We start from the raw sequence: 22,396 nt of genomic DNA, 5'->3' as shown, positions 1-22,396 counted from the left end.
CGCGCTGATCAATTTGCATTGCAGAAATGATCGCGACCATCGTAACCGCGGTAGGTTCCGGTGCTCGGATTAAATGAGCGGTAGCGGTCGGAGCAGTAATCGTACCATGCACGGCTCCAGGGCTCAAAGCTTGCGCGATAAGCCACGCCGCGCGCCGGTGCTGGCGGATAATAGGCTGGTGGCGGTGGCGGCGGTGCATAGACCGGCGCAGGCTGGACATAAGTCGGCTGCTGCGGTTGGCTCAGTACGCTGCCGATCAGCGCTCCAGCTGCAAGGCCGATGGCACCCGCTGCAAGTGCGTCGGCCCCTCTGTCGCGACGATGGTGGCGATAGGGCCGATCCCATCCGCCGCGGTTCCATCCATGACGGCCCCAGGAATCCGCCGAAGCGGATGCTATAGGAGCAGCAACGGCTGCCATGGCTGCTACGGCCAGAATAGCCGTCTTCGCAAATCGATTCATGGTTCGCTCCTTTTGAAGCTCAACTGCGATACTCGTGCTGCGTGTTGCCGAGGCGAACGCAACGACTATGAAGAAAGAATTAACTCTTTCGACATGAATGGAGGCTGAATAATGATCGAGGCGCAGTTTCGGTGGGAGCGGGCGGTAAAATATATGCAGCCAAACGTAACAATCGCGAGGAGTGATAAAAGCCTAACGCATTCTATCGATCGTGTTGGATACTAAAAGATATCAAAAGCCATAAAAAAACCCCGGTGCGAACCGGGGCCGTAAAAGTCAAATATTGAACATCAATCGGTGACGGTGATGTTCACAGCCTTGGGACCCTTGCCGCGACGATCAGGTTCCGTCTCGTAAGAGACCTTCTGATTGTCTGCGAGACCCGTAAGACCTGAAGCTTGTACGGCTGAGATATGAACGAAGATGTCCGCCCCGCCATCATCAGGCTTAATGAAACCAAAGCCCTTTTCATTATTGAAGAATTTGACCAGTCCGGTCTGTGCCATTGGATCCGTTCCTTTTCCTTGGCGCCATCGCTTTTTGGAAACGATGGAATTATAGCTTCTGTCAAGCGCACCACACACCCGACAGAGGGTTATGCAGGCAGTTCTCGACATTGGGAAGGAACCGATCATTGCCTAGAATTTTCCCCCAGGCCCGGAGCTTATAGCGGCCCCGGCGCGCCGTTCTTTCAGTCTTCCATTTGTTCGCTAAGTGCCCGAACACGTGAAGACTGATCTAAGAACCGATATTTGGCAAGCAGATTCTTTCGCTTGTCTGTCTTTGGTTCTTTTAGAACCGTAACGTTGATCAATCTTTCTGAATATTTCTATAATCTACGCTGATTCAAGGTCAAACGGGCTGGGCTATCCTTTATATGTAGCTGTTTTACAAGTAATAGGAGCCATTCAGCGAAGCTTCCGCCAGCAGCGTATACGTGCTTTGGGTAGTCACCCCATAACCGGCTCTCACTTATGGGAGATATACTCTAACGATTGCGTGACACGATGCAGGCACCACCCGCTGCCCGAAGTCTGCCGCAGATTTTGTTGGCCTCCGCTGAACTGTCGGCCCCGATCCGTACCGCATAAATCCCGCGTCGCCCGATAGGGCTGCGCACACGGCTGATAACAGGCTCGTGCCCGCTTAAGACTGCGGAAAACTGCTTGCGCAGGCGGCTCCATTGGCTGGCTGCAACATTGCGCCTGAAATTGCCCGCGACCTGTATGCCCCAGGGTTTCGGTTTTATATGCGACATCGGTGTGGTAGCAAAACGGATGATCGGTAGACGCCGGCAGGCTTGCGCAAATTCAAGTTTTGGGTCGAGCGGGCGATTGACCAGTTCGGTTCCGGCAGCGAAATCGTCAGCGGGGACACCGGTAATGTCGAGCACATACCCTTCCGTTTCCAGTGGCAGAAAACCGCCGGAGCGCATCCAGCCCGATACGCGTCCCGATCCCGCATTATAGGCTGCTGCCGCAAGGCCCCAATTGCCGAAGTTGCGCTTGAGGTCGGCAAGGAAACGCGCTGAAGCTGGAATGGCCTGCTCAACGTCAAAGGGATCGACAAGGCCGCGTTCTTTGGCCGTATAGGGCATGAACTGCGCGATACCCTCGGCCCCCACCGGGCTCACCGCTTTATGGTCGAACCGGCTTTCCTTCCAGATCAGCCGCGCGAAGAAGTCCTTCGGGATGCCATAAGCTTCCGCGTTTTTTTCGATGAGCTGACATATCCGGTCTGTGGTGGGGCCAGCCTCGCGTTCCAAGGCTTCGGACGATGGTGCAGATGCCTGTGTGTTGGTTTGTGCAAAGGACAGCATATCCCTGTCGAAAAACAGGAGAACGTGTGAAAACGCTAATATCAGAAGTGACTTGAGGAAATATTTCATATGAGGCCCCGGTCATTTGCGGCGACAAGGTAAAGCAAGATGACGACTTGTCGACTGGAATTTTCCAAGGCTCGACCTATGGCGACGGCGCACTGGCACAACAGCTTTGTGGTCCGTGTTTTGGTGTTTCTTAGGAGGACTCATTCCTTGCGGATCCATCTGGGCTGTTGCGAGATGTATAGCCTTCCGGAACAGGATCGGGCCTGCAGAACCGTCCCATATTCACATCGCCCCATATTTTGAGTGAGAGTAATATGGGTTCAAGGCTGCGTCCGAGTGGCGATATGCTGTATTCTACCTTCGGTGGGACCTGCGCATAGACCTTGCGCGTGATCAGTCCATCTTCCTCAAGCTCGCGCAACTGGTTGGTCAGCACACGCGGGCTGACGCTTTCGATCTGGCGGCGTATTTCGCTGAAGCGCATTGTGCCATCAAGCAAGTGAAACAGAACGATGCATTTCCATTTGCCTTCGATGAGGCTTATGGCCGCTTCAACGGAACAGCCCGGCTTAGAATAGAACCGTGAATGGCGAGGTTTCACCATAAAAGTATCCTTTTGTAACTAAGTGCGTAAAGCAGTACTATATGCGGATTTTGTGCATATTTACATATTCTTTTCATACCGTATCCTTCGTCCATAAGTAAATGGAGCAATGAAATGAAAGCAGTAGCCTACCAGGTTCCCGGCGCTATCGTGCGCGAGGAAGCCCTTGTCGATGTGACGCTCGACGATCCGAAACCCTCCGGTCGTGATATTCTGGTGCGGGTTGAGGCGGTTTCGGTAAACCCGGTTGATTACAAAATCAGGGGTGGCGTTGCGCCGGAAAAGGAGCCGTGGAAAGTGCTTGGCTGGGATGCCGTCGGTACGGTCGCGGCCACGGGCGAAGCGGTGACGAAATTCAGGCCCGGCGATCGGGTCTGGTATGCGGGTTCGATCATACGTCCCGGCACCAACAGCGAGCTCCATCTGGTTGATGAGCGCATCGCAAGCCTCGCGCCCACAGCTCTTTCCAATGCGCAAGCTGCGGCTTTACCGCTTACTGCGATTACCGCATGGGAAGCATTGTTCGACCGGCTTGATGTACGCAAAACGGTGCCGGGCGCGTCCCATTCCATTCTTATCATCGGTGGGGCTGGCGGTGTCGGCTCCATCGCGATCCAGCTGCTGCGCGCGTTGACAGACTTGACGGTGATTGCCACGGCTTCGCGACCGGAAACGCAAGACTGGGTGACAGAACTTGGTGCACATCATGTCATCGACCATAGCAAACCACTGGCAGCGCAGATCGAGGCTTTGGGGATTGGCGCACCTGCCTTCGTCTTTTCGACCACGCAGACCCTTGGTCATCTGGAAGAGGTTGTAAAACTGATCGCACCACAAGGCCGGTTTAGCCTGATCGATGATCCAGAGGTGCTCGATGTGATGCCGTTCAAGCGCAAATCGGTGTCAGTCCATTGGGAGCTGATGTTCACACGCGCCATCTTCGAGACGCAAGACATGGACGAACAAGGCAAGCTTCTCAATCGGGTCGCGCAACTGGCTGAAGAGGGCAAGATCAAATCGACACTGACCGAAATCCTGTCACCAATTAACGCCGCCAATTTGAAAAAGGCGCATGGCGTGCTTGAAAGTGGTAAAGCGAAAGGCAAGATCGTGTTGGAAGGTTGGTAAGCCTTCCAGCGCAATTACCGGCCTGGTCGGCCGGTCTTTCCAGGGCGGCGTTTCTTGCGCGCCGTTTCCGCAGGGTCTTCATAAGAGCCGATGCCAGCCCGTTCGCGCTTGATGGCTGCATCATCGGCGCCTGCTGGTTTTTCCGTTCGCTTGACGGTCATCTCATCGAGCGTGTTCTTACGGAACAGCGGTTTGGCCATATCCGTACCCGGTCCCATAGCGTCCAGTGATGGCTTGCTGAACAGTGATTTTTTGGGCTCTGCATCCACTGTGCGGTGCGCCTTGCGCCCGGCATTGTGCCGTCCCTTGGTGCGCCCGGTGACGGGGCTTTCCTGCTCGACCTCATAGGCAAGCGGATCGTCGGCAATCGCCAGTTCCATCTCGCGCAAGCGTTTGATCTCGTCGCGCATCCGAGCCGCTTTCTCGAAGTCGAGATCGGCGGCGGCATCACGCATCTGCTTTTCCAGATGTTCGAGATGGGCGGCAAGATTATTGCCCATCATAGCACCTTGTTCCGCAAAGCCGGAAATATCGGCGCGGACGTGATCCTGTTCATAGACTGAATTGAGAATGTCCGAGATATTCTTTTTCACGGAGGCAGGCGTGATGCCATGCTCCAGATTATAGGCTTCCTGCTTTTCGCGGCGACGGGCAGTTTCGTCCATCGCGCGCTGCATCGAGCCGGTGATGTTGTCGGCATAGAGAATGACCTTGCCATCGACATTACGCGCCGCACGCCCAATGGTCTGTACCAGCGAGGTTTCGGAACGCAAAAAGCCTTCCTTGTCGGCGTCGAGAATGGCGACAAAGGCGCATTCTGGGATGTCCAGGCCCTCGCGCAGCAGGTTGATGCCGACCAGAACGTCAAAGGCGCCCAGCCGCAAGTCGCGGATGATCTCGATGCGTTCCAGCGTATCGATATCCGAATGCATGTAGCGTACGCGAACACCCTGTTCGTGCAGATATTCAGTCAGGTCTTCGGCCATACGCTTGGTCAAAACGGTGCAGAGCGTGCGATAGCCTTTGCGTGCTGTTTCGCGGATTTCGCCAAGCACATCATCGACCTGTGATTTTGCCGGGCGAATTTCGACCGGCGGATCGATCAATCCGGTCGGACGAATGACCTGCTCTGCAAAGACGCCGCCCGCCTCGTCCATTTCCCATTTTCCGGGGGTAGCCGAAACGGCAACGGTCTGCGGACGCATGGCGTCCCACTCCTCAAAGCGCAGCGGACGGTTATCCATGCATGAGGGCAGGCGGAAGCCATATTCGGCAAGCGTCGCCTTGCGCCGGAAGTCGCCGCGATACATGCCCCCGATCTGTGGAATGGTCACGTGACTTTCATCAATGAAAACCAACGCATTGTCGGGAATATATTCAAAAAGTGTCGGTGGTGGCTCGCCCGGCTGACGCCCGGTCAGATAGCGCGAATAATTCTCGATGCCGTTGCAGACGCCGGTCGCTTCCAGCATCTCCAGATCGAAATTTGTACGCTGTTCAAGCCGCTGGGCTTCGAGGAGGCGGCCCGTACCGTTCAATTCGGCAAGGCGCTGCTGCAATTCGATCTGGATCGACTTGATCGCCTGATTGAGCGTCGGGCGCGGCGTCACATAGTGCGAATTGGCGTAAATCTTGACCGATTGCAAGTCGCCGGTTTTTTGTCCGGTCAGCGGGTCGAATTCGGTGATGGTTTCGATCTCGTCGCCAAACAGCGAGATCCGCCATGCCTGATCTTCAAGGTGGGCGGGGAAGATTTCGATCGTATCACCGCGCACCCGGAATGAGCCGCGCACGAAGTTGATATCCTGCCGCTTATATTGCTGCGCCACCAGATCGGCAAGAAGCTGGCGCTGGTCGAGCCGGTCGCCGATCTTCATCTCGAATGTCATGGCGGTATAGGTTTCAACCGAACCGATACCATAGATGCATGATACTGAGGCGACGATGATGACATCATCGCGTTCGAGAAGCGCGCGCGTGGCCGAGTGGCGCATGCGGTCGATCTGCTCGTTTACGGTCGATTCCTTTTCGATATAAGTGTCCGACCGCGCCACATAGGCTTCCGGCTGATAATAATCATAATAGGAAACGAAATATTCGACTGCATTGTCGGGAAAGAAATTCTTGAACTCGCCATAAAGCTGCGCGGCGAGCGTTTTGTTTGGTGCCAGAATGAGTGCCGGACGTTGGGTCGCCTCGATGACCTTGGCCATGGTGAAAGTCTTGCCGGAGCCGGTGACGCCAAGCAGCACCTGGGTGCGCTCATCATCGTTGAGCCCCTCGGTCAGATCAAGGATGGCGGTTGGCTGGTCACCGGCTGGCTCGAAATCCGAAACCATGCGGATGGCTACGCCACCTTGCGATTTTTCCGGGCGAGCGGGGCGATGCGGCGTCCAGAGCTTGCCGTTCTTGAACAGCGGATTGCCCGACTCGATCAGGTCCGACAGAGCCTTGACGGTGGCCGTCGCTCCTGTCGGGTTGAGTGCCTGCGCGTCTTCGAGGCTGATATCGAGACCGGATACCGGGTTGAGGCCCGCTGCGGCGCGCTCTTTTGCCGATGCGGCGCCGCCCATCGAGGTTCCGCGTGCACTGCGCGAAGCTTCCTTGCTGCGGGCAGGTGTTTTCTTAGGCGTTTTTACACGCGGTTTGGCAGCTTCTTCACCAATATCCTTGGCCCAATCGGAGATCGAGCCAGAGAGTGGAACGCCAGTAAAATCGGACTGCGGTGCTTCGTGAAAGCCGTCAGCACGATCATCTGATTCTTGAATATATTTATCTTTGGAGGAAGCCATGGTTGCAATATGGGATTTTGGCGCATAAATGAAAAGGGTGCGCGGACTTTATTCAGTGCACCCTTAACAAATGCAATCATCCATCCTGACAGTATGATGTCAGGATGTTTTGGTTATGCGGTCAACGACGCATCATACCCCAATTGCTGGGACCGTCGAAATTTGGATGATAACCAGGATGGCCGCTCCAACCCGGACGGTCAGTCCAATGTGGGCGCGGAGGTCCCCAGTAGCCTGGCCCGCGCCAGTACGGACCTGGACGATACGGTCCCGGACCCCAATCGTCACGCCAGCGATCACGTCTCCATCTGTCATCGTCGCGGTCGGATTGAATTGCTGCTCCGATGACCAGACCGGCAATCAGAGGGATGCCAATTGCAGCAGCGTCGGTGCCAAAATCGCCGCTCCCACCGGAGGGGCCGCCGGTTTGTACGGCTATATATTGCGAAGCGGTCCAGCCTTCCAGTCCGCGATAATTGACCCGGCACCAGCCATAGCCAGTGGTGCAACCTGCTACATTGATTACGACACCGTTCGGGATACGCCCAAGGCTCGGATATTGTGTGCCTGGACCGGAGCGCAGATTGACAGTCGTGGTCGCAATCGCATTATTGGCCTGGGCGCCTGTTGAAAACAATATTGCTAATATAACAATGGAAGACTTGAAGGCTGCTTTCATTATAAACCTCTAATGCGTTATTTAAATAGTTCCTAGCACAGTTCTACCTGTATTACTTGCAATTATTTGTTAAGGATGTCTTGGGGTTCTCAGGGGGAGTATGTTTCGTTTCTGATGCAAGGGCGCTAACAAAACGTTGCGGGTTCTGCGTCGCGCTTTTCCCTGATATGGGCTTTCAGCACGATCAGTTACGACTCTCCATTTATGCCAAAGGAAATATTGATGAACGAAAACAGCAAACCGACCGGCATATTGACCGTTCGCACGCAGGCCATGCCGAAGGATGCCAATGCCGCGGGGGATATTTTCGGCGGCTGGGTCATGTCACAGATGGACTCGGCCAGTGGTATCCGTGCTGCCGAGCGGGCAAAGGGGCGTGTTGTGACGGCTGCTGTGCGGGAAATGTCATTCGCAAAGCCGGTCAAGATCGGCGACGCACTTTGCGTCTATACCGAAATTACCCGTGTGGGGCGCACGTCTATTACGCTGCATGTCGAAGCATGGGCGCAGCGTTACCTTTCGGAGGAGATGGACCTCGTAACGCACGGCGAATTTATCATGGTTGCGCTCGATCCGTCAGGAAAGCCAAAGCCGGTTCCTTCCGAATAATTGCCGAAAATTACGGCAGCATCTTCATTGCATTCTGCTCTGTTTCCTCAGCCAGGCCGATAACACGCGGCTCGGATGGCGGAGGAGATGGAGCGGGAGCAATGGTTGATTGTGGCAAGGCTACTGCGGGGCGTGCGGGCGCTTGCTGGCGAAGGGTCGCGGGGCTTGTGCAGGCTGAAGCGAACACAAAGAGGGCGGTTGCACCTGCCCATTGCAGTTCCTGCACTTTTAACAATGCTTTGAAGGCCATAAATTGCCTTTGTTCCGGTACTGGAGGCCATGATTCTGCACTAATATGCGGATTGTTTTATAGAGTAAAAATTGTGTGAAATTAAGAACAAGAATGGCGCGCTGCTGTTCGCTTCGTGTTATTTTCGGGGGATCCGATCATTCCCGTTGCGTGCGGGCTGCGAGTTTTTATTCCATGTCATTCTTGTTGTCGCCGTCCGTTCTTCCCATTTTGCTCCTTATTGGGTCAAATATATTCATGACCTTTGCCTGGTATGGGCATCTCAAGTTTACGAATACGCCGATCGTCACGGTAATTTTTATAAGTTGGTCGATTGCGCTTGCCGAATATTGCATGGCGGTTCCCGCCAACCGCATCGGACATGAGGTCTATTCCGCAGCGCAACTCAAGACGATACAGGAAGTCATCACACTGGTGATTTTCGCCCTGTTTTCACTGTTTTACCTCAAAGAGGCGCTTACCTGGCATCATTTGCTTGGTTTTTCCCTTATCGCAGGTGGTGCAGCCCTGATCTTTAAGGCCTGATCTAACGCTTGAATACGCATCGCCTGTCAGGGACTTTTCCGGAGAATTAACAGGGCTGTATTTTTCCGAGTGAAATCACTGGCGGAAATGCTATAGTTTCATGAATTCATTTGAACGGTTCCGAGGCAGGTGTTTCGGTGGCCGTTTTCTTTTTGTGTTTCGGCGGTATTTTTATCGCCGAAGGGTGCTCCGTGACATGTGGTTTTCGGGGTGCTGCGGGCATCAAACGACCGGCGTAGGAAGGTCCTGAAAGGACGCATGCCGGCGAAGGAAAGGACTGGGTATGGAAAAATTCCCTATGACACCGGGCGGGTTTGAACAGCTCAAGGAAGAGCTTCGCCAGCGCCAGCAATCCGAGCGGCCAAGGATCATCGAGGCCATTGCCGAAGCGCGTGCCCATGGCGATCTGTCGGAGAATGCTGAATATCATGCCGCAAAAGAAGCCCAGAGCCTGAACGAAGGTCGTATCAACGAGCTGGAAGAACTTGTTGGCCGCGCCGAAGTGATCGATGTCAGCAAGCTCAGCGGTGACAAAATCAAGTTTGGTGCCACGGTAACACTCATCGATGAGGATACCGAGGAAGAAAAGGTCTACCAGATCGTCGGCGATCAGGAAGCCGATGTGAAAAAAGGCCGTATTTCGATTTCATCGCCAATAGCGCGTGCGCTGATCGGTAAGGGCGAAGGCGATACAATTGAAGTGAACGCGCCGGGTGGTTCACGCTCCTATGAGATACTTGGCCTGAAATACGTCTAATCGCATGGCCGATCCCATATATGTTCCGGTTGAGGACGTCGAAGTCGTCGCGCCCAATTTCAAGCAGCGCTTGTCTGGCGTGACATCGACGATTGTTCAGCTTATCCCGCTACAGCGGGCGAAGGGGCTGAACATTGCGGTTATGGGGCCGGGATTGCCGGATACTCTGCCGCATCTAGGGTGGAGCGCTCTGTTGTCATTCTGGAAGCGTCCGCAAACAAGGCGCTTTCGCATCTGGCATGCGCGCCGCAACATCGAAATGCTTGCCGGAGTTTTTATGCGCGATGTTTTGCGCATGAAATTGCGGCTGATTTTCACGTCAGCCGCCCAACGCCACCACAAGCCTTTCACCAAATGGCTTATCCGTCGTATGAACGCAATCATTGCGACCAGTGCCCGTTCCGGCAGCTTTCTGGAGGTGCCGCATGAGGTTATCATGCATGGCGTCGATCTTGAACGTTTTCATCCGCCTTTAAATCAGGATGATAATTTTGCCGCGTCTGGTTTTGCGGGGCGCTATGCCATTGGCTGCTTCGGTCGGGTGCGCCATTCCAAGGGAACTGATCTTTTTGTTGATGCAATGATCGCGTTGTTGCCGAAATACCCCGACTGGACAGCCATTATCACCGGACGGACGACGGCAGAGCATCAGGCTTTCGAGAACGATCTCAAGGCAAAGATCGCCGTGGCGGGATTGCAGGATCGCATTATTATTCTGGGCGAGGTGCCGGATATTCGTGTCTGGTATCGTCGCTTGACGCTGTATGTAGCGCCTTCGCGCAATGAAGGTTTTGGCCTGACACCACTTGAGGCCATGGCGTCAAGAACTGCAGTGGTTGCCAGCGATGCCGGTGCCTATGCGGAAATGGTCGTTGAAGGAACCGGCAGTTTTGCATCCGCTGGTGATGGCAACGCGTTACGCCTGGCAATCGAGCCATATCTGGCTGACCCGCCTATGACTGAGCGACAGGGCGAAAATGCATTGGCGCATGTTTGCGCCAACTTCCCGCTCGATAAGGAAGCCAGCGCAATCAGTCATGTTTATGAGCGCGTGTTCTCTCAAGGCTGAACCGAAACGGAAGGCTCAGAGAATCATCAACGGTTCGTCCTTGACCGGTCGAATTGTCAGCGCGGTGCGCACAGAATCCACATTGGGCGCTGCGGTGAGTTCTTCGATCACAAAAGTCTGGAATGTGTTGAGGTCACGCGCGACGCAATGCAGCAGAAAATCGGATTCGCCCGAAACCATCCATGCGCGGCGTACCAGTGGCCATTGCTTGGTCTTTTCTGCAAAAGCCTTCAAATCCGCATCGGCCTGACGGTGCAGTCCGACAGAGCAGAACGCCACAAGATCCTGCCCAAGTGCGCCACCGTTCAGGATCGCGCGATAGCCACGGATGATACCGCTCTCTTCAAGCTTTCGGACCCGCCGAAGGCAGGGCGGGGCGGAAATTCCAACCCGTTCGGCCAGCTCGACATTGGTGATGCGCCCGTTATTCTGGAGTTCCCGCAGGATTTTCCAATCGATTTCGTCAAGATCGGCCTTGATCGGCATGCGTAACTCCGCGCGCAAGGAAATTTCATCTCAGAGTAATTATAGAACATTCGCCGCCTACAGGGCGCAATCTAATAAATGCTCATAACAAATCAAACGACCAAATGTAAACCGCCTAAAATGCTCTCAGCGTACCCAGAAAGCGCGTGTGAACAGGATAAAAACCGTTACCAGTTCAAGTCGCCCTGCCAGCATGAGGAAGGAAAGCACCCAGAGTGCTGGATCGTGGATGGTTGAAAAATTACCGATCGGGCCGATGGTTTCACCAAATCCGGGGCCGACATTGGAGAGAGCCGTCAAGGCACCGGTAAATGCAGAGACGAAATCAAGACCGAGCGACGCCAGCAGCACGGCGCCGATGACCAGCGACGCGCAATAAAGAAACAGATAAAGCAGAACATTCTGAGCGATTTCGCCGGAAACTTCGGACATGCCGTAACGCACCTTGATGACGGCATGCGGCACGATGAGCCGGGCGAGATTGGCACGCGTGAGGTTCCAGAGAATGATGAGACGGTTCATCTTGATGCCGCCCGACGTCGAGCCGGCACAGCTTCCCATGAAGGAGGCAAGAAAGAAAAGACCAAGCGCCGGCGGTCCCCAAAGTGAATAATCCTCGGTGACATAGCCGGTCGTGGTGATAACCGAGATAAAGTGGAAGGACGCTGAAATCAGTGCTTCGCCGAACGGTATATTCTGGGTCAGCCGTAGCGAAACGGCGAGGATGAAACTGAACCCGACCACTATGGTAAAGAAGAGTTTCACCTGCGGGTCGACGAGCGAAACCAGCCGTCCGGGCATGAAAGCCTTTATGTAGAGGACGAAGGGCAGCGCCGAAAGCAACATGAATGTGGCTGAGATGACAAGCAGCATGCGGTTTCCCGCATAATAGCCAAGCGAACTGTCATGCGTGGAAAAGCCCGCAGTCGCAACCGTGGTCAGGCCGTGGTTGATCGCATCGAATATACTCATGCCGGCTGCAAAATAGCTGACCATACAGGCGGCGGTCAGGCTCAGATAGGCAAGGATGATGCCGAGCGCGATCTGGTTCATGCGCGGCAGGATTTTCTCAGACTTGTCGGAGTTTTCCATATGGAAAAGTGCCAGCCCGCCAGCGCGCAGTGATGGCAGCAGAAGGAGGGCCAGCGCGATGAAGCCGACGCCTCCGATCCAGCACAGGATAGAACGCCATAACAGAATGCCACGCTGCATGTCATCAAGTCCGGTCAGTGCCGTGGCTCCGGTCGAGGTGACGCCAGACATGGCTTCGAAGAAAGCGGACGCATAGCTGATGGGCAGATGCGAGAAATAAAGAGGTATGGACCCAAGAAAAGCCGCTGTCAGCCAGACGCAGACGGTCAGCAGAAATCCGAGCCGTGGTGTAAAGCGCGGTGTGTTGTCTTTGGTGGCAAAAAAGATGAGAGCGGAGAGTGCACCGCTTGCCGCAGCCGAGCGCACAAAAATGAGCCAGTCGTCGCTGCCGTCGCGCAGATCAATTGCCGCAGGCAGAAGCATGGCGACCGCCATAATGAGGCCGAAACGCGCACAGATATTGGCGACTGTCTTGTAGATAGTGGTCGTCTCCGGCGATTGGCTTCTTGACGTTATTTCCTGTCTGTTTAGCGTGAGATTGCAAGGCTCGCAATGTGTGAGGCAATTTCCGCCTGCATAACGGCCTACAAGCTGTGGCTAAAGCGCAGCAATCGCCCGCGCGAGCTTGCAAAGAAGCGGGCACGCACCTACCTTGACCACACTATCAGGCAATTAGGCTGGCCGGACGCATAGCGATCCCGGGTAGCTGAAAGCCCGAGAATTTAAATCGTTTCAGGTCCAAAGAGGAACCGCATGTCTCAACGTCACGCACCAGTCATCGTCATCGGCTCCGGTCCTGCCGGTTACACTGCCGCGATTTATGCTGCCCGTGCGATGTTGAAACCGATTATCATCGCCGGCCTTCAGCAGGGCGGGCAATTGATGATCACCACGGATGTGGAAAATTATCCCGGCTATGCGGAAGCCGTGCAGGGACCGTGGATGATGGAGCAGATGGCTAAGCAGGCCGAAAATGTTGGTACCGAAATCGTCCATGATATCATCACGGAAGTGGAAACGACGGTGCGTCCTTTCCGTTTGATCGCTGATTCGGGCACAGTTTACACTTGCGATGCGCTGATTATTGCCACCGGTGCGCAGGCCAAGTGGTTGGGACTTGAGAGCGAACAGACCTTTATGGGTGGCGGTGTGTCAGCCTGTGCCACTTGCGACGGTTTTTTCTATCGCGGCAAGGATGTGGTTGTTGTCGGTGGTGGTAACACGGCCGTCGAAGAAGCACTTTACCTCTCGCATATCGCAAAAAGTGTCACTGTTGTGCATCGTCGTGACGGGTTTAGGGCTGAAAAAATCATGCAGGATCGTTTGCTTGGTCGGGCCAATGTGAGTGTAGTCTGGAACAGTGTAATTGATGAAATTCTGGGTACCGAAGCCAAGCCGCCGATGGGAGCGACGGTGAATGGGGTCAGGCTCAAGAATGTCGTCACTGGCGAGACCCGTGACCTTGAAACCCATGGCGTCTTTATAGCCATCGGACATGCGCCTGCCGTGTCGCTGTTTGAAGGTAAGCTCAAGCAGAAGCCGAACGGCTATCTGTGGACCGCACCCGATTCCACGGCTACGGATGTGCCGGGCATTTATGCGGCTGGCGATGTCACCGACGATATTTACCGGCAGGCAGTCACCGCTGCCGGCATGGGCTGTATGGCAGCGCTTGAAGCAGAGCGCTGGCTGGCCGCACAGGAACCGCTGCACGAAGCCGCGGAGTAAAGAGGGGAAGTCGTGGTCGTACCGCTCGACTGGGATAAACTGCGTATTTTTCATGCCGCCGCTGAAGCGGGGTCATTCACCCATGCCGCACAGACATTGCATTTGTCGCAGTCTGCTATCTCGCGTCAGGTTGGTGCGCTGGAACAGGATGTCGGTGTGCCGCTGTTCCATCGTCATGCGCGTGGGCTGATCCTGACCGAGCACGGCGAAACGCTTTATCGCACCGCGCATGACGTGTTGATGAAGCTCGAAAATGTCCGCTCGAAACTTGCCGAAAGCAAGGAAAAGCCGACTGGACGGCTGCGCGTGACGACGACCGTTGGGCTTGGCTCGGGCTGGCTGGTCGAACGTATTCAAGAATTCGTCGAGCTTTATCCCGATATCCAGCTTCAGCTCATTCTGGATAATGAAGAGCTGGACCTGACGATGCGACACGCGGATTGCGCCATCCGTCTGCGCCAACCGCAGCAGCCCGATCTCATTCAGCGGCGTCTTTTTACTGTGCATATGCATCTCTATGCATCCGCTGGCTATGTGTCGAAATATGGCAAGCTGGATACTCTCGATGAGATCGACCAGCATCGCGTCATCACCTTTGGTGAATCCGCTCCAGCTTATTTGACGGGGCTTAACTGGCTGGAAATAGCAGGTCGAACTGACGGCAGCGAACGCATCCCAGTCTTACAGGTCAACAATCTGCTTTCCATCCGCAGGGCTGTACAGCGCGGTGTCGGTATTGCTGTCTTACCGGATTACATGGCCGACAAGGAATCCGGTCTGGTGCAACTTGTGCCAGAATTGCAGGAAATTCCGTCGTTTGATACGTTTTTCTGCTATCCGGAAGCATTGAAGAATTCTGCCAAGCTGCACGCTTTTCGAGACTTCCTGTTTTCCAAGGCTCGCAACTGGGCTTATTAGTTTAGGCTTAGCTTGCATCATTCCAAAGGCCGCACGATTATCCTTCGTGTGGCCTTTTTCAGGCCAGTCGATGCAGATTATTTTGCAAATAGAATAAAGTATAAAACGATGATTTCGGGAATCATCTGAATAACTCTGCTTTTTTTTCAGGCAATGGTTTTGCAAGTGCGACTGTTTATTGTGCGCCAGATAGCTAGCGCTTATGCGTAAACCCTTATGGATTTTCATTTAAGAGACTGTTTTTACTGCTCTTTTTAAAAAACCAGAGCTATGCACTCTACGCATAGCTGCATTGCACTAAGGATGCATTGCCAAAATGATGGGCAAATGGCATATAAAGGTCATCTTAGCGCTGCGTTTCCTCCTCCCATTTGCGCAGGCTGAGTGTTCCCCTCTGGAGGTTTGCCTCAAAGGCACCTTCAAAACTCAAAGCCAGACGCTTGTCTGGCTTTTTTTTTGGCTTTTGCCAAGCGCAGTTTTCTTTTTCACGATAGATAAGAAAAAGGGGCCATTCGGCCCCTTCTGAAATGATTAATCTGGGAGATTAACGCAGGCTTGCGCAGAAGCGCTGGATACGGGTGCAGGCTTCTTCAAGAAGTGCATCCGACGTCGCATAGGAAATACGGAAGTTCGGTCCAAGACCGAAAGCCGATCCATGCACGACGGCGACACCTTCGGCTTCCAGAAGTTCGGTTACGAAATCCTCGTCCGTTTCGATGACTTTGCCAGCTTCCGTTTTTTTGCCGATCAGTCCGGCACAGGACGGATAGACATAGAAGGCACCTTCCGGTGTCGGGCACTGAATCCCGGTGGCCTGATTGAGCATCGAGACGACCAGATCGCGACGGGCCTGGAAGATTTTCTTGTTTTCAGGAATGAAATCCTGTGTGCCGTTGAGCGCTTCGACAGCCGCCCATTGGGCAATAGAGCACGCGCCTGACGTCTGCTGACCCTGCACCATGTCCATGGCCTTGATGAGGGCGAGTGGTCCTGCGGCATAGCCGATACGCCAACCGGTCATGGCATAGGCTTTGGATACACCGTTCATGGTAAGCGTGCGCTCATAAAGCGAAGGTTCAACCTGAGCAGGTGTTGTGAAGACGAAATCGCCATAGACGAGATGCTCATACATGTCGTCGGTCAAAATCCAGACCTGTGGGTGACGAAGGAGAACATCGGTCAACGCTTTCAGTTCTGCTTCCGTGTAAGCGGCACCGGTCGGGTTGGATGGCGAATTGAAGATGAGCCACTTGGTCTTGGGCGTGATCGCCTTTTCAAGATCGGCAGCGGTCAGCTTGAAATTATCTGCGATCTTGGTGTTGACGAAAACCGGTGTACCGCCATTGATCGCTACCATTTCAGGATAGCTGACCCAATAAGGGGCAGGGACAATGACCTCATCGCCAGGGTTGAGCGTCGCCATGAAGGCATTGAACAGGATCTGCTTGCCACCGGTTCCGACGATAACCTGCTCCGGCTTGTAATCGAGGTTGTTTTCGCGCTTGAACTTGGCGACGATGGCCTGACGCAGTTCCGGGATGCCAGCAACGGGCGTGTACTTTGTCTCGCCACGATTGATCGCGTCGATGGCCGCTTGCTTGATGTTGTCGGGGGTATCGAAATCGGGTTCGCCTGCGCCCAGACCGATCACGTCCTTGCCTTTGGCTTTCAGTTCACGTGCTTTCTGGCTGACCGCGATGGTTGCAGAGGGCTTCACACGGGAAAGAGCGTCGGCGAGAAATGCCATGATAGATCTCCATAGATGGCAGGATCAGATAACCGGCACCGGGCCTGGGCCGGTCTTGCGCCACTGCTATGTCGCATTGGCGCTCGAATCGCAACCAAAGCTTTGCAAATCAGCAAGAAAATTCCCTGTTTGGTGTAATATGTTGCCGAAAGAGACCGATTCATTATTAGAAGTGTCATCAGACTTCATTGAAGCGGCAGGATAAACCAATGCTCACACTCTATTCACAAGCCGATTCCGGCAACTGCTACAAGCCCCGTCTGCTGCTCGCGAAACTGGGGCGGTCTTTCCGTCATGAGAGTGTTTCAGCGCTTGATGGCTCGACGCAAACACCGGATTATCTGTCCAGGAACCCCAATGGCAAGGTGCCGTTGCTTGAACTCGACGATGGACGCTTTCTCGCGGAATCGAATGCTATTCTGCTTTATCTTGCCGAAGGAACCCGGTTTCTGCCGCAAGATGGCTATGCGCGAGCGCTGGTCTATCAATGGTTGTTCTTTGAGCAATATAGCCACGAGCCCTATATTGCCGTGCGCCGTGCGCTCATTGTTTACCCTGAGCGCGTCCGCGATGCGACACCGGAACGACTGGCGGCGACGCTTGCAGGGGGCGAGAAGGCTCTCAACGTTATGGAAGCGCAATTGAAGAAAACGCCATTTCTGGCGGGTGAGGCCTGTAGCGTGGCCGATATTGCGCTTTATGCCTATACCCATGAGGCGCATCGCGCGGGCTTTGACATGGATCGCTATCCGGCGCTCAAAGCATGGCTTTTGCGCGTGGAAATGGATGAAGGCCATGTCGCGATGGACTGGCTGCCCTAAACAGAAAAGGCGGGCTAAAAGCCCGCCTTTTCTCTGCCGGTGAGGCAAAAATTATACTGCGACGAGATTGTCGGCAGAGGAGCGGCCCGAACGACGGTCCTCAACGATTTCGTACGAAACCTTCTGGCCTTCATCGAGCGTGGCAAGGCCAGCGCGCTGAACAGCTGAGATATGGACGAAGATGTCCGTGTTGCCCTGATCAGGCTGAATGAAGCCGAAGCCCTTGGTCGTGTTAAACCACTTAACTGTTCCCGTAGCCATGGGAAATTCCTTTTAACTTAGTAACTTATAGTCCGTATGCTTCGCACACGTCCCTGTGAATCGAATTTATGGACAGGAGATCGTCAGGAAGCACGGATTGAGGGCCGTACGGGTCTCAAAGTCACTCGACCGAAAAATCGATCTTGTGATTATATGCGACAATTTTGACCAGCACAAGACGAAGTGATGGGCATTGCCTCTTCAAATCTAGGTCGCCAGTTTCGAGGCACGACAGCCAATGCTATGCGTATGGCCGGTGCTTGGATAGAGGTCGGCTCATGATAAAGCCGCACACCGCGGAGGCGAAAAAGCGAAGTTCTTTTCATGGCTCGAAGCACCTTGTGGGCCGAAGAAACGCAGAAGGCATGCGTTCGGCGGGGCGTCATGTGCAGGGATGAGCTCGGGTTTTCTCCCGGCAGATAGCGTTGGAAGACGATGCGAATGCCATGCCGCTGGATTTATACGCACTGCGCGACAAACAAAAAACCGCCGGGGTGACCCGGCGGCTCTCTGGAAAAATATTACTTGAGAATTCAAGGTTTTGAGGTTGAGGGGGTGGGGTTATTACAGTCATCCGCCTGGGGATTGAGAGCCTGGGCTACGCCCTGAAGCAATCCCGCGACCCCGCTGATTTTCTGTCCGGCAGAGGTGCAGAATTTGTTGATTTCCCGTTGCGGGTTTTCAAGCGTGTTGCGCACATCGGAACGCAGTAGTCTCTTTGCCTCCGGTCCTTGCGGCTGCTGAACGGAACGAATGAACTGCTCAGACTTTTTGCCAGCCTTTTTCAGTTCATCTTGCCAGCCCGCCATGGAAGCGGTTGATGTTACGATAAGAAAAGGAAGCGTAACAATAGATGCTGCAATTAATTTAAACATTATTCACCTCATTCAAGTTGCGGTTGAAAATACATGTTAAAAAATTGCCTGTGTATCCCAATTAATTAAAGAAAAAAGGGCCCTAAAAAGAAGCCCTTTATTTATCGACTGCTACCGAATTGATCCGATGCTGTAGTATCCAACCAATTGCTCTTACACCATTTAGATCAAATTGATGGGTCCATGACCTAAAGGTCAGGAGCGGAAATAATCCTGAAGCGGACGCACTTCCAGTGATCCGGCTTTAAGAGCTGCAATCGCCTCTGACGCTGCTTCCGCGCCGGCCATAGTGGTGTAATAAGGCAGCTTTTGCATCAGCGTGGCACGACGTATCGATTTTGAATCGGATACGGCGCTGGCGCTGTCGGTGGTGTTGAAGACAAGATGGATCTGGCGGTTGCGAATAGCGTCCTCGACATGCGGACGGCCTTCGATGACCTTGTTGACCTTGGTTGCTTCGACGCCATTTTCCACGAGGAATTGCTGTGTGCCGCCGGTCGCCATGACCTTGAAGCCAAGGTCGGAAAGCCTGCGAACTGCGCCGAGAATGCGCTGCTTGTCTTCGTCTCTTACGGACACAAAGACGGTTCCTTCGCGCGGCAGTTCAACGCCCGCGCCCAGCTGCGCCTTGGCGAATGCCAGCGCATAATCATAGTCGAGACCCATGACTTCGCCGGTCGAACGCATTTCTGGTCCAAGCAATGTGTCGACGCCGGGGAAGCGTGCAAAGGGGAACACCGCTTCCTTCACCGCGATATGCGGACGCGAAGGCAGTGTCGGCTTGCCGCCATAGGCATCAAATGCTGCATCAAGGCTTTCGCCAGCCATGATGCGGGCTGCGACCTTGGCAATTGGTGTGCCGACCGTCTTGGCAACGAAAGGCACCGTGCGCGAAGCCCGCGGATTGACTTCGAGAATGAAGATTTCGCCATCCTTGATGGCGAACTGCACGTTCATCAGGCCACCGACATTAAGCGCCTTGGCTAGAGCTGCCGTCTGGCGTTTGAGCTCAGTGACGATTTCAGGCGAAAGCGAATGCACGGGCAGCGAGCAGGCGCTATCGCCCGAGTGAATGCCAGCCTCCTCGATATGTTCCATGATGCCCGCAACAAAGCTGTCCTTGCCATCGCAGAGGCAATCGACATCCACTTCAATGGCCTGCGTCAGATAGGTGTCGAACAGAAGCGGGTTTTTGCCGAGCAACGTATTGATCTGGCCGGTCTTGTCGTTGGGGTATTTTGCCTTGATGTCTTCGGGTACGAGTTCCGGCACCGTATCGAGCAGATAGCTTTGCAGGTTGCGTTCATCGCGGATGATCTGCATGGCGCGGCCACCCAGAACATAAGACGGGCGCACCACGAGCGGGAAGCCGAGATCCGCTGCAATAAGCCGTGCCTGCTCGACCGAATAGGCAATGCCATTTTTCGGCTGATTGAGATCGAGCTTGATCAGAAGCTTCTGGAAACGGTCGCGGTCTTCAGCTAGGTCAATGGCATCCGGAGAGGTGCCGAGGATTGGAATGCCAGCCTTTTCCAGCGCATTGGCGAGTTTAAGCGGCGTTTGGCCGCCAAACTGCACGATCACGCCGTGCAGCGTTCCCTTTTGCCTTTCGACACGCAGAATTTCCATCACGTCTTCCGCCGTCAACGGCTCGAAATAAAGACGGTCGGAGGTGTCGTAATCGGTGGAAACCGTTTCCGGATTGCAGTTGATCATGATCGCCTCATAATCAGCGTCACCCAGCGCAAAGGCCGCATGACAGCAGCAATAGTCGAACTCGATGCCTTGACCGATGCGGTTGGGACCACCGCCGAGGATTACAACTTTCTTGCGATCCGAGACCTGCGCTTCGGACCGTGTTTCGCCGACAAAAGGCGTCTCATAGGTCGAGTACATATAAGCGGTGGGCGACGCAAATTCCGCTGCACAGGTGTCGATGCGTTTAAAGACCGGATGCACATCAAGATCGGCGCGCAGTTTTGCGACATCTTCGGCATCTTGGCCTGTGATGCTCGCAAGACGCGCATCGGAAAAGCCCATGGCTTTCAACATGCGCAGGTTTTCCGTGTCCTTGGGCAGGCCGTGTTCGCGAATACGGTCTTCCATCTTCACAATGGCTTCAATCTGCTCCAAAAACCATGGATCGATTTTCGACGCATCATGCACCTGTTCGGTCGTAAGCCCAAGGCGCATGGCTTGTGCTACCATGCGCAAACGATCCGGCGTCGGCGTGCCTATGGCCGCACGGATGGCATTCTTCTCGTCGCCTTCCTCGATATTTGGAATGGCGATTTCATCCAGTCCGGTGAGGCCCGTTTCAAGGCCACGCAGCGCTTTTTGCAGGCTTTCCTGAAAGGTACGGCCAATGGCCATGACTTCGCCAACCGACTTCATGGCAGTGGTGAGGATGGGCGAGGAGCCGGGGAATTTTTCAAACGCGAAACGTGGGATTTTTGTGACGACATAGTCGATCGAAGGCTCGAACGAGGCAGGGGTTGCACCGCCGGTGATGTCGTTGTCGAGTTCATCGAGCGTATAGCCGACGGCAAGCTTGGCTGCGACCTTGGCAATCGGAAAGCCGGTCGCCTTGGAGGCCAGTGCCGAAGAACGCGACACGCGCGGGTTCATTTCAATTACGATCATGCGGCCATTGGCCGGATTGATCGCAAACTGCACGTTGGAGCCGCCGGTTTCGACGCCGATCTCGCGAAGCACCGCAAGCGAGGCATTGCGCATGATCTGGTATTCTTTGTCGGTGAGCGTCAGTGCCGGTGCCACGGTGATGCTGTCGCCGGTATGCACGCCCATAGGATCGAGATTTTCAATCGAGCAGATAATGATACAATTGTCCGCCTTGTCGCGGACCACTTCCATTTCATATTCCTTCCAGCCGAGCACCGATTCCTCGATTAGCACTTCGGTGGTGGGTGAGGCGTCAAGACCACGTTCGATGATCTCGAAAAATTCCTGACGGTTATAGGCAATGCCGCCGCCGGTGCCGCCCAGCGTGAAAGAGGGGCGGATGATGGCGGGAAGGCCGACGACATCCATCGCCTGCGCGGCCTTTGCCAGTGCATGGCTCATATAACGCTGCTTGCGTTCCACTTCGCCGAGCTGCCATTCGGTTTCGAGCTTGTCGAGCGTCTTGTCGAGCTCGTCACCGGCAAACTGCGCCCTGATTTCAACGCGCCGCGCTTCGTGACGCTTGCGGTCTTCTTCCTTGATTTCAGTGGCATTGGCGAGCATCGAGGTCGGTGTATCGAGGCCGATCTTTTCCATCGCTTCGCGAAACAGCGCGCGATCTTCGGCCTTATCGATGGCCTCGGCGTTCGCGCCGATCATTTCGACATTATAGCGTTCAAGAACACCCATGCGACGCAGCGAAAGGGCCGTGTTGAGTGCAGTCTGCCCACCCATGGTTGGCAGGAGCGCGTCCGGGCGCTCCTTGGCGATGATTTTGGCAACGACCTCGGGCGTGATGGGTTCGATATAGGTCGCATCCGCCAAATCCGGGTCGGTCATGATCGTCGCCGGATTGGAGTTGACGAGGATGATGCGATAGCCTTCCTCTTTCAGAGCCTTACAGGCCTGTGTGCCGGAATAGTCGAATTCGCAGGCCTGACCGATAACAATGGGGCCCGCGCCGATGATCAGGATCGATTTGATATCTGTACGTTTCGGCATGAGGCTTATCCTTGTTCTTAGCCTGCCAGAAAAGCCCGCACGGTTTACCGGCGGGTTGGCAGAAAGATATTCTTTGGGCTAA

General features: G+C 54.5%; 22 protein-coding genes. 9 read left to right on the top strand and 13 right to left on the bottom strand.

Annotated features, from left to right (window positions below):
- Positions 1-8: 8 nt before the first annotated feature.
- The 4 genes from AAIB41_RS06365 to AAIB41_RS06350 all read right to left on the bottom strand — a co-directional run bounded on the left by AAIB41_RS06365 (position 9) and on the right by AAIB41_RS06350 (position 2,893).
- Positions 9-461: a BA14K family protein gene (locus AAIB41_RS06365; protein WP_343312428.1), complete on the bottom strand. Its 453-nt coding sequence runs from the start codon at positions 459-461 to the stop codon at positions 9-11.
- 290 nt (positions 462-751) lie between these two features.
- Entirely contained in the window at positions 752-967 is a 216-nt protein-coding gene (locus tag AAIB41_RS06360) for a cold-shock protein (RefSeq protein WP_343312427.1), read from the bottom strand.
- 482 nt (positions 968-1,449) lie between these two features.
- Positions 1,450-2,349, bottom strand: a complete 900-nt coding sequence (locus tag AAIB41_RS06355; RefSeq protein ID WP_343312426.1) for a lytic transglycosylase domain-containing protein — start codon at positions 2,347-2,349, stop codon at positions 1,450-1,452.
- Between the two features lie 130 nt (positions 2,350-2,479).
- Positions 2,480-2,893, bottom strand: a complete 414-nt coding sequence (locus AAIB41_RS06350; RefSeq protein WP_343312425.1) for a helix-turn-helix domain-containing protein — start codon at positions 2,891-2,893, stop codon at positions 2,480-2,482.
- 114 nt (positions 2,894-3,007) lie between these two features.
- On the opposite strand from AAIB41_RS06350, the gene AAIB41_RS06345 reads away from it, so the two are divergent.
- A complete protein-coding gene (locus AAIB41_RS06345) occupies positions 3,008-4,021 on the top strand; it encodes a zinc-binding alcohol dehydrogenase family protein (protein ID WP_343312424.1) in 1,014 nt (337 codons plus the stop codon).
- Between the two features lie 14 nt (positions 4,022-4,035).
- On the opposite strand, the gene uvrB is transcribed toward AAIB41_RS06345, so the two are convergent.
- Both uvrB and AAIB41_RS06335 read right to left on the bottom strand, forming a co-directional pair.
- A complete protein-coding gene (gene uvrB, locus AAIB41_RS06340) occupies positions 4,036-6,813 on the bottom strand; it encodes an excinuclease ABC subunit UvrB (RefSeq protein WP_343312423.1) in 2,778 nt (925 codons plus the stop codon).
- 121 nt (positions 6,814-6,934) lie between these two features.
- Entirely contained in the window at positions 6,935-7,492 is a 558-nt protein-coding gene (locus AAIB41_RS06335) for an SH3 domain-containing protein (RefSeq protein ID WP_343312422.1), read from the bottom strand.
- 222 nt (positions 7,493-7,714) lie between these two features.
- Between AAIB41_RS06335 and AAIB41_RS06330 the strand changes: the two genes are divergently transcribed.
- Positions 7,715-8,101, top strand: a complete 387-nt coding sequence (locus AAIB41_RS06330; protein ID WP_343312421.1) for an acyl-CoA thioesterase — start codon at positions 7,715-7,717, stop codon at positions 8,099-8,101.
- Positions 8,102-8,111: 10 nt separating this feature from the next.
- On the opposite strand, the gene AAIB41_RS06325 is transcribed toward AAIB41_RS06330, so the two are convergent.
- The gene (locus tag AAIB41_RS06325; protein WP_343312420.1) at positions 8,112-8,351 is read right to left on the bottom strand and encodes a hypothetical protein; all 240 of its coding nucleotides are present in this window, start codon (positions 8,349-8,351) and stop codon (positions 8,112-8,114) included.
- Between the two features lie 174 nt (positions 8,352-8,525).
- Here AAIB41_RS06325 and AAIB41_RS06320 point away from each other — a divergent pair, with 174 nt between their 5' ends.
- The 3 genes from AAIB41_RS06320 (at position 8,526) to AAIB41_RS06310 (ending at position 10,702) form a co-directional block, all read left to right on the top strand.
- Positions 8,526-8,876, top strand: a complete 351-nt coding sequence (locus AAIB41_RS06320; RefSeq protein WP_343312419.1) for a DMT family protein — start codon at positions 8,526-8,528, stop codon at positions 8,874-8,876.
- A gap of 283 nt (positions 8,877-9,159) precedes the next feature.
- Positions 9,160-9,633, top strand: coding sequence for a transcription elongation factor GreA (gene greA, locus AAIB41_RS06315; protein ID WP_343312418.1), 474 nt, complete (start codon positions 9,160-9,162; stop codon positions 9,631-9,633).
- 4 nt (positions 9,634-9,637) lie between these two features.
- Positions 9,638-10,702, top strand: coding sequence for a glycosyltransferase family 4 protein (locus AAIB41_RS06310; RefSeq protein ID WP_343312417.1), 1,065 nt, complete (start codon positions 9,638-9,640; stop codon positions 10,700-10,702).
- Positions 10,703-10,717: 15 nt separating this feature from the next.
- Here AAIB41_RS06310 and AAIB41_RS06305 read toward each other — a convergent pair whose 3' ends face one another.
- Both AAIB41_RS06305 and AAIB41_RS06300 read right to left on the bottom strand, forming a co-directional pair.
- Positions 10,718-11,188: an Lrp/AsnC family transcriptional regulator gene (locus AAIB41_RS06305; protein ID WP_343312415.1), complete on the bottom strand. Its 471-nt coding sequence runs from the start codon at positions 11,186-11,188 to the stop codon at positions 10,718-10,720.
- 126 nt (positions 11,189-11,314) lie between these two features.
- A complete protein-coding gene (locus AAIB41_RS06300; RefSeq protein WP_343312414.1) occupies positions 11,315-12,715 on the bottom strand; it encodes a TrkH family potassium uptake protein in 1,401 nt (466 codons plus the stop codon).
- Positions 12,716-13,033: 318 nt separating this feature from the next.
- Here AAIB41_RS06300 and trxB point away from each other — a divergent pair, with 318 nt between their 5' ends.
- The 3 genes from trxB to AAIB41_RS06285 all read left to right on the top strand — a co-directional run bounded on the left by trxB (position 13,034) and on the right by AAIB41_RS06285 (position 15,452).
- Positions 13,034-14,008, top strand: coding sequence for a thioredoxin-disulfide reductase (gene trxB / locus AAIB41_RS06295; protein ID WP_343312413.1), 975 nt, complete (start codon positions 13,034-13,036; stop codon positions 14,006-14,008).
- A gap of 12 nt (positions 14,009-14,020) precedes the next feature.
- Positions 14,021-14,926: a LysR family transcriptional regulator gene (locus tag AAIB41_RS06290; RefSeq protein ID WP_343312411.1), complete on the top strand. Its 906-nt coding sequence runs from the start codon at positions 14,021-14,023 to the stop codon at positions 14,924-14,926.
- 316 nt (positions 14,927-15,242) lie between these two features.
- On the top strand, positions 15,243-15,452 hold the full coding sequence (locus AAIB41_RS06285) for a hypothetical protein (RefSeq protein WP_343314819.1): 210 nt from the start codon (positions 15,243-15,245) through the stop codon (positions 15,450-15,452).
- An 18-nt stretch (positions 15,453-15,470) separates the two neighbouring features.
- Here the strand turns inward: AAIB41_RS06285 and AAIB41_RS06280 are convergent, their stop codons facing one another.
- Positions 15,471-16,673: a pyridoxal phosphate-dependent aminotransferase gene (locus AAIB41_RS06280; protein ID WP_343312410.1), complete on the bottom strand. Its 1,203-nt coding sequence runs from the start codon at positions 16,671-16,673 to the stop codon at positions 15,471-15,473.
- A gap of 209 nt (positions 16,674-16,882) precedes the next feature.
- On the opposite strand from AAIB41_RS06280, the gene AAIB41_RS06275 reads away from it, so the two are divergent.
- Positions 16,883-17,494, top strand: a complete 612-nt coding sequence (locus tag AAIB41_RS06275; RefSeq protein WP_343312409.1) for a glutathione S-transferase family protein — start codon at positions 16,883-16,885, stop codon at positions 17,492-17,494.
- Between the two features lie 51 nt (positions 17,495-17,545).
- Here AAIB41_RS06275 and AAIB41_RS06270 read toward each other — a convergent pair whose 3' ends face one another.
- From AAIB41_RS06270 to carB, 3 genes are all read right to left on the bottom strand, one after another.
- Entirely contained in the window at positions 17,546-17,755 is a 210-nt protein-coding gene (locus AAIB41_RS06270) for a cold-shock protein (protein WP_343312408.1), read from the bottom strand.
- A gap of 533 nt (positions 17,756-18,288) precedes the next feature.
- Positions 18,289-18,630: a hypothetical protein gene (locus tag AAIB41_RS06265; RefSeq protein ID WP_343312407.1), complete on the bottom strand. Its 342-nt coding sequence runs from the start codon at positions 18,628-18,630 to the stop codon at positions 18,289-18,291.
- 195 nt (positions 18,631-18,825) lie between these two features.
- Positions 18,826-22,314, bottom strand: coding sequence for a carbamoyl-phosphate synthase large subunit (gene carB / locus AAIB41_RS06260; RefSeq protein WP_343312406.1), 3,489 nt, complete (start codon positions 22,312-22,314; stop codon positions 18,826-18,828).
- Positions 22,315-22,396 lie beyond the last annotated feature (82 nt).

Source organism: Brucella sp. BE17 (assembly GCF_039545455.1).
Lineage (GTDB): Bacteria > Pseudomonadota > Alphaproteobacteria > Rhizobiales > Rhizobiaceae > Brucella.
The sequence above is the reverse complement of the archived record's forward strand: the minus strand, read 5'-3'. Positions and strand labels throughout refer to the sequence as shown.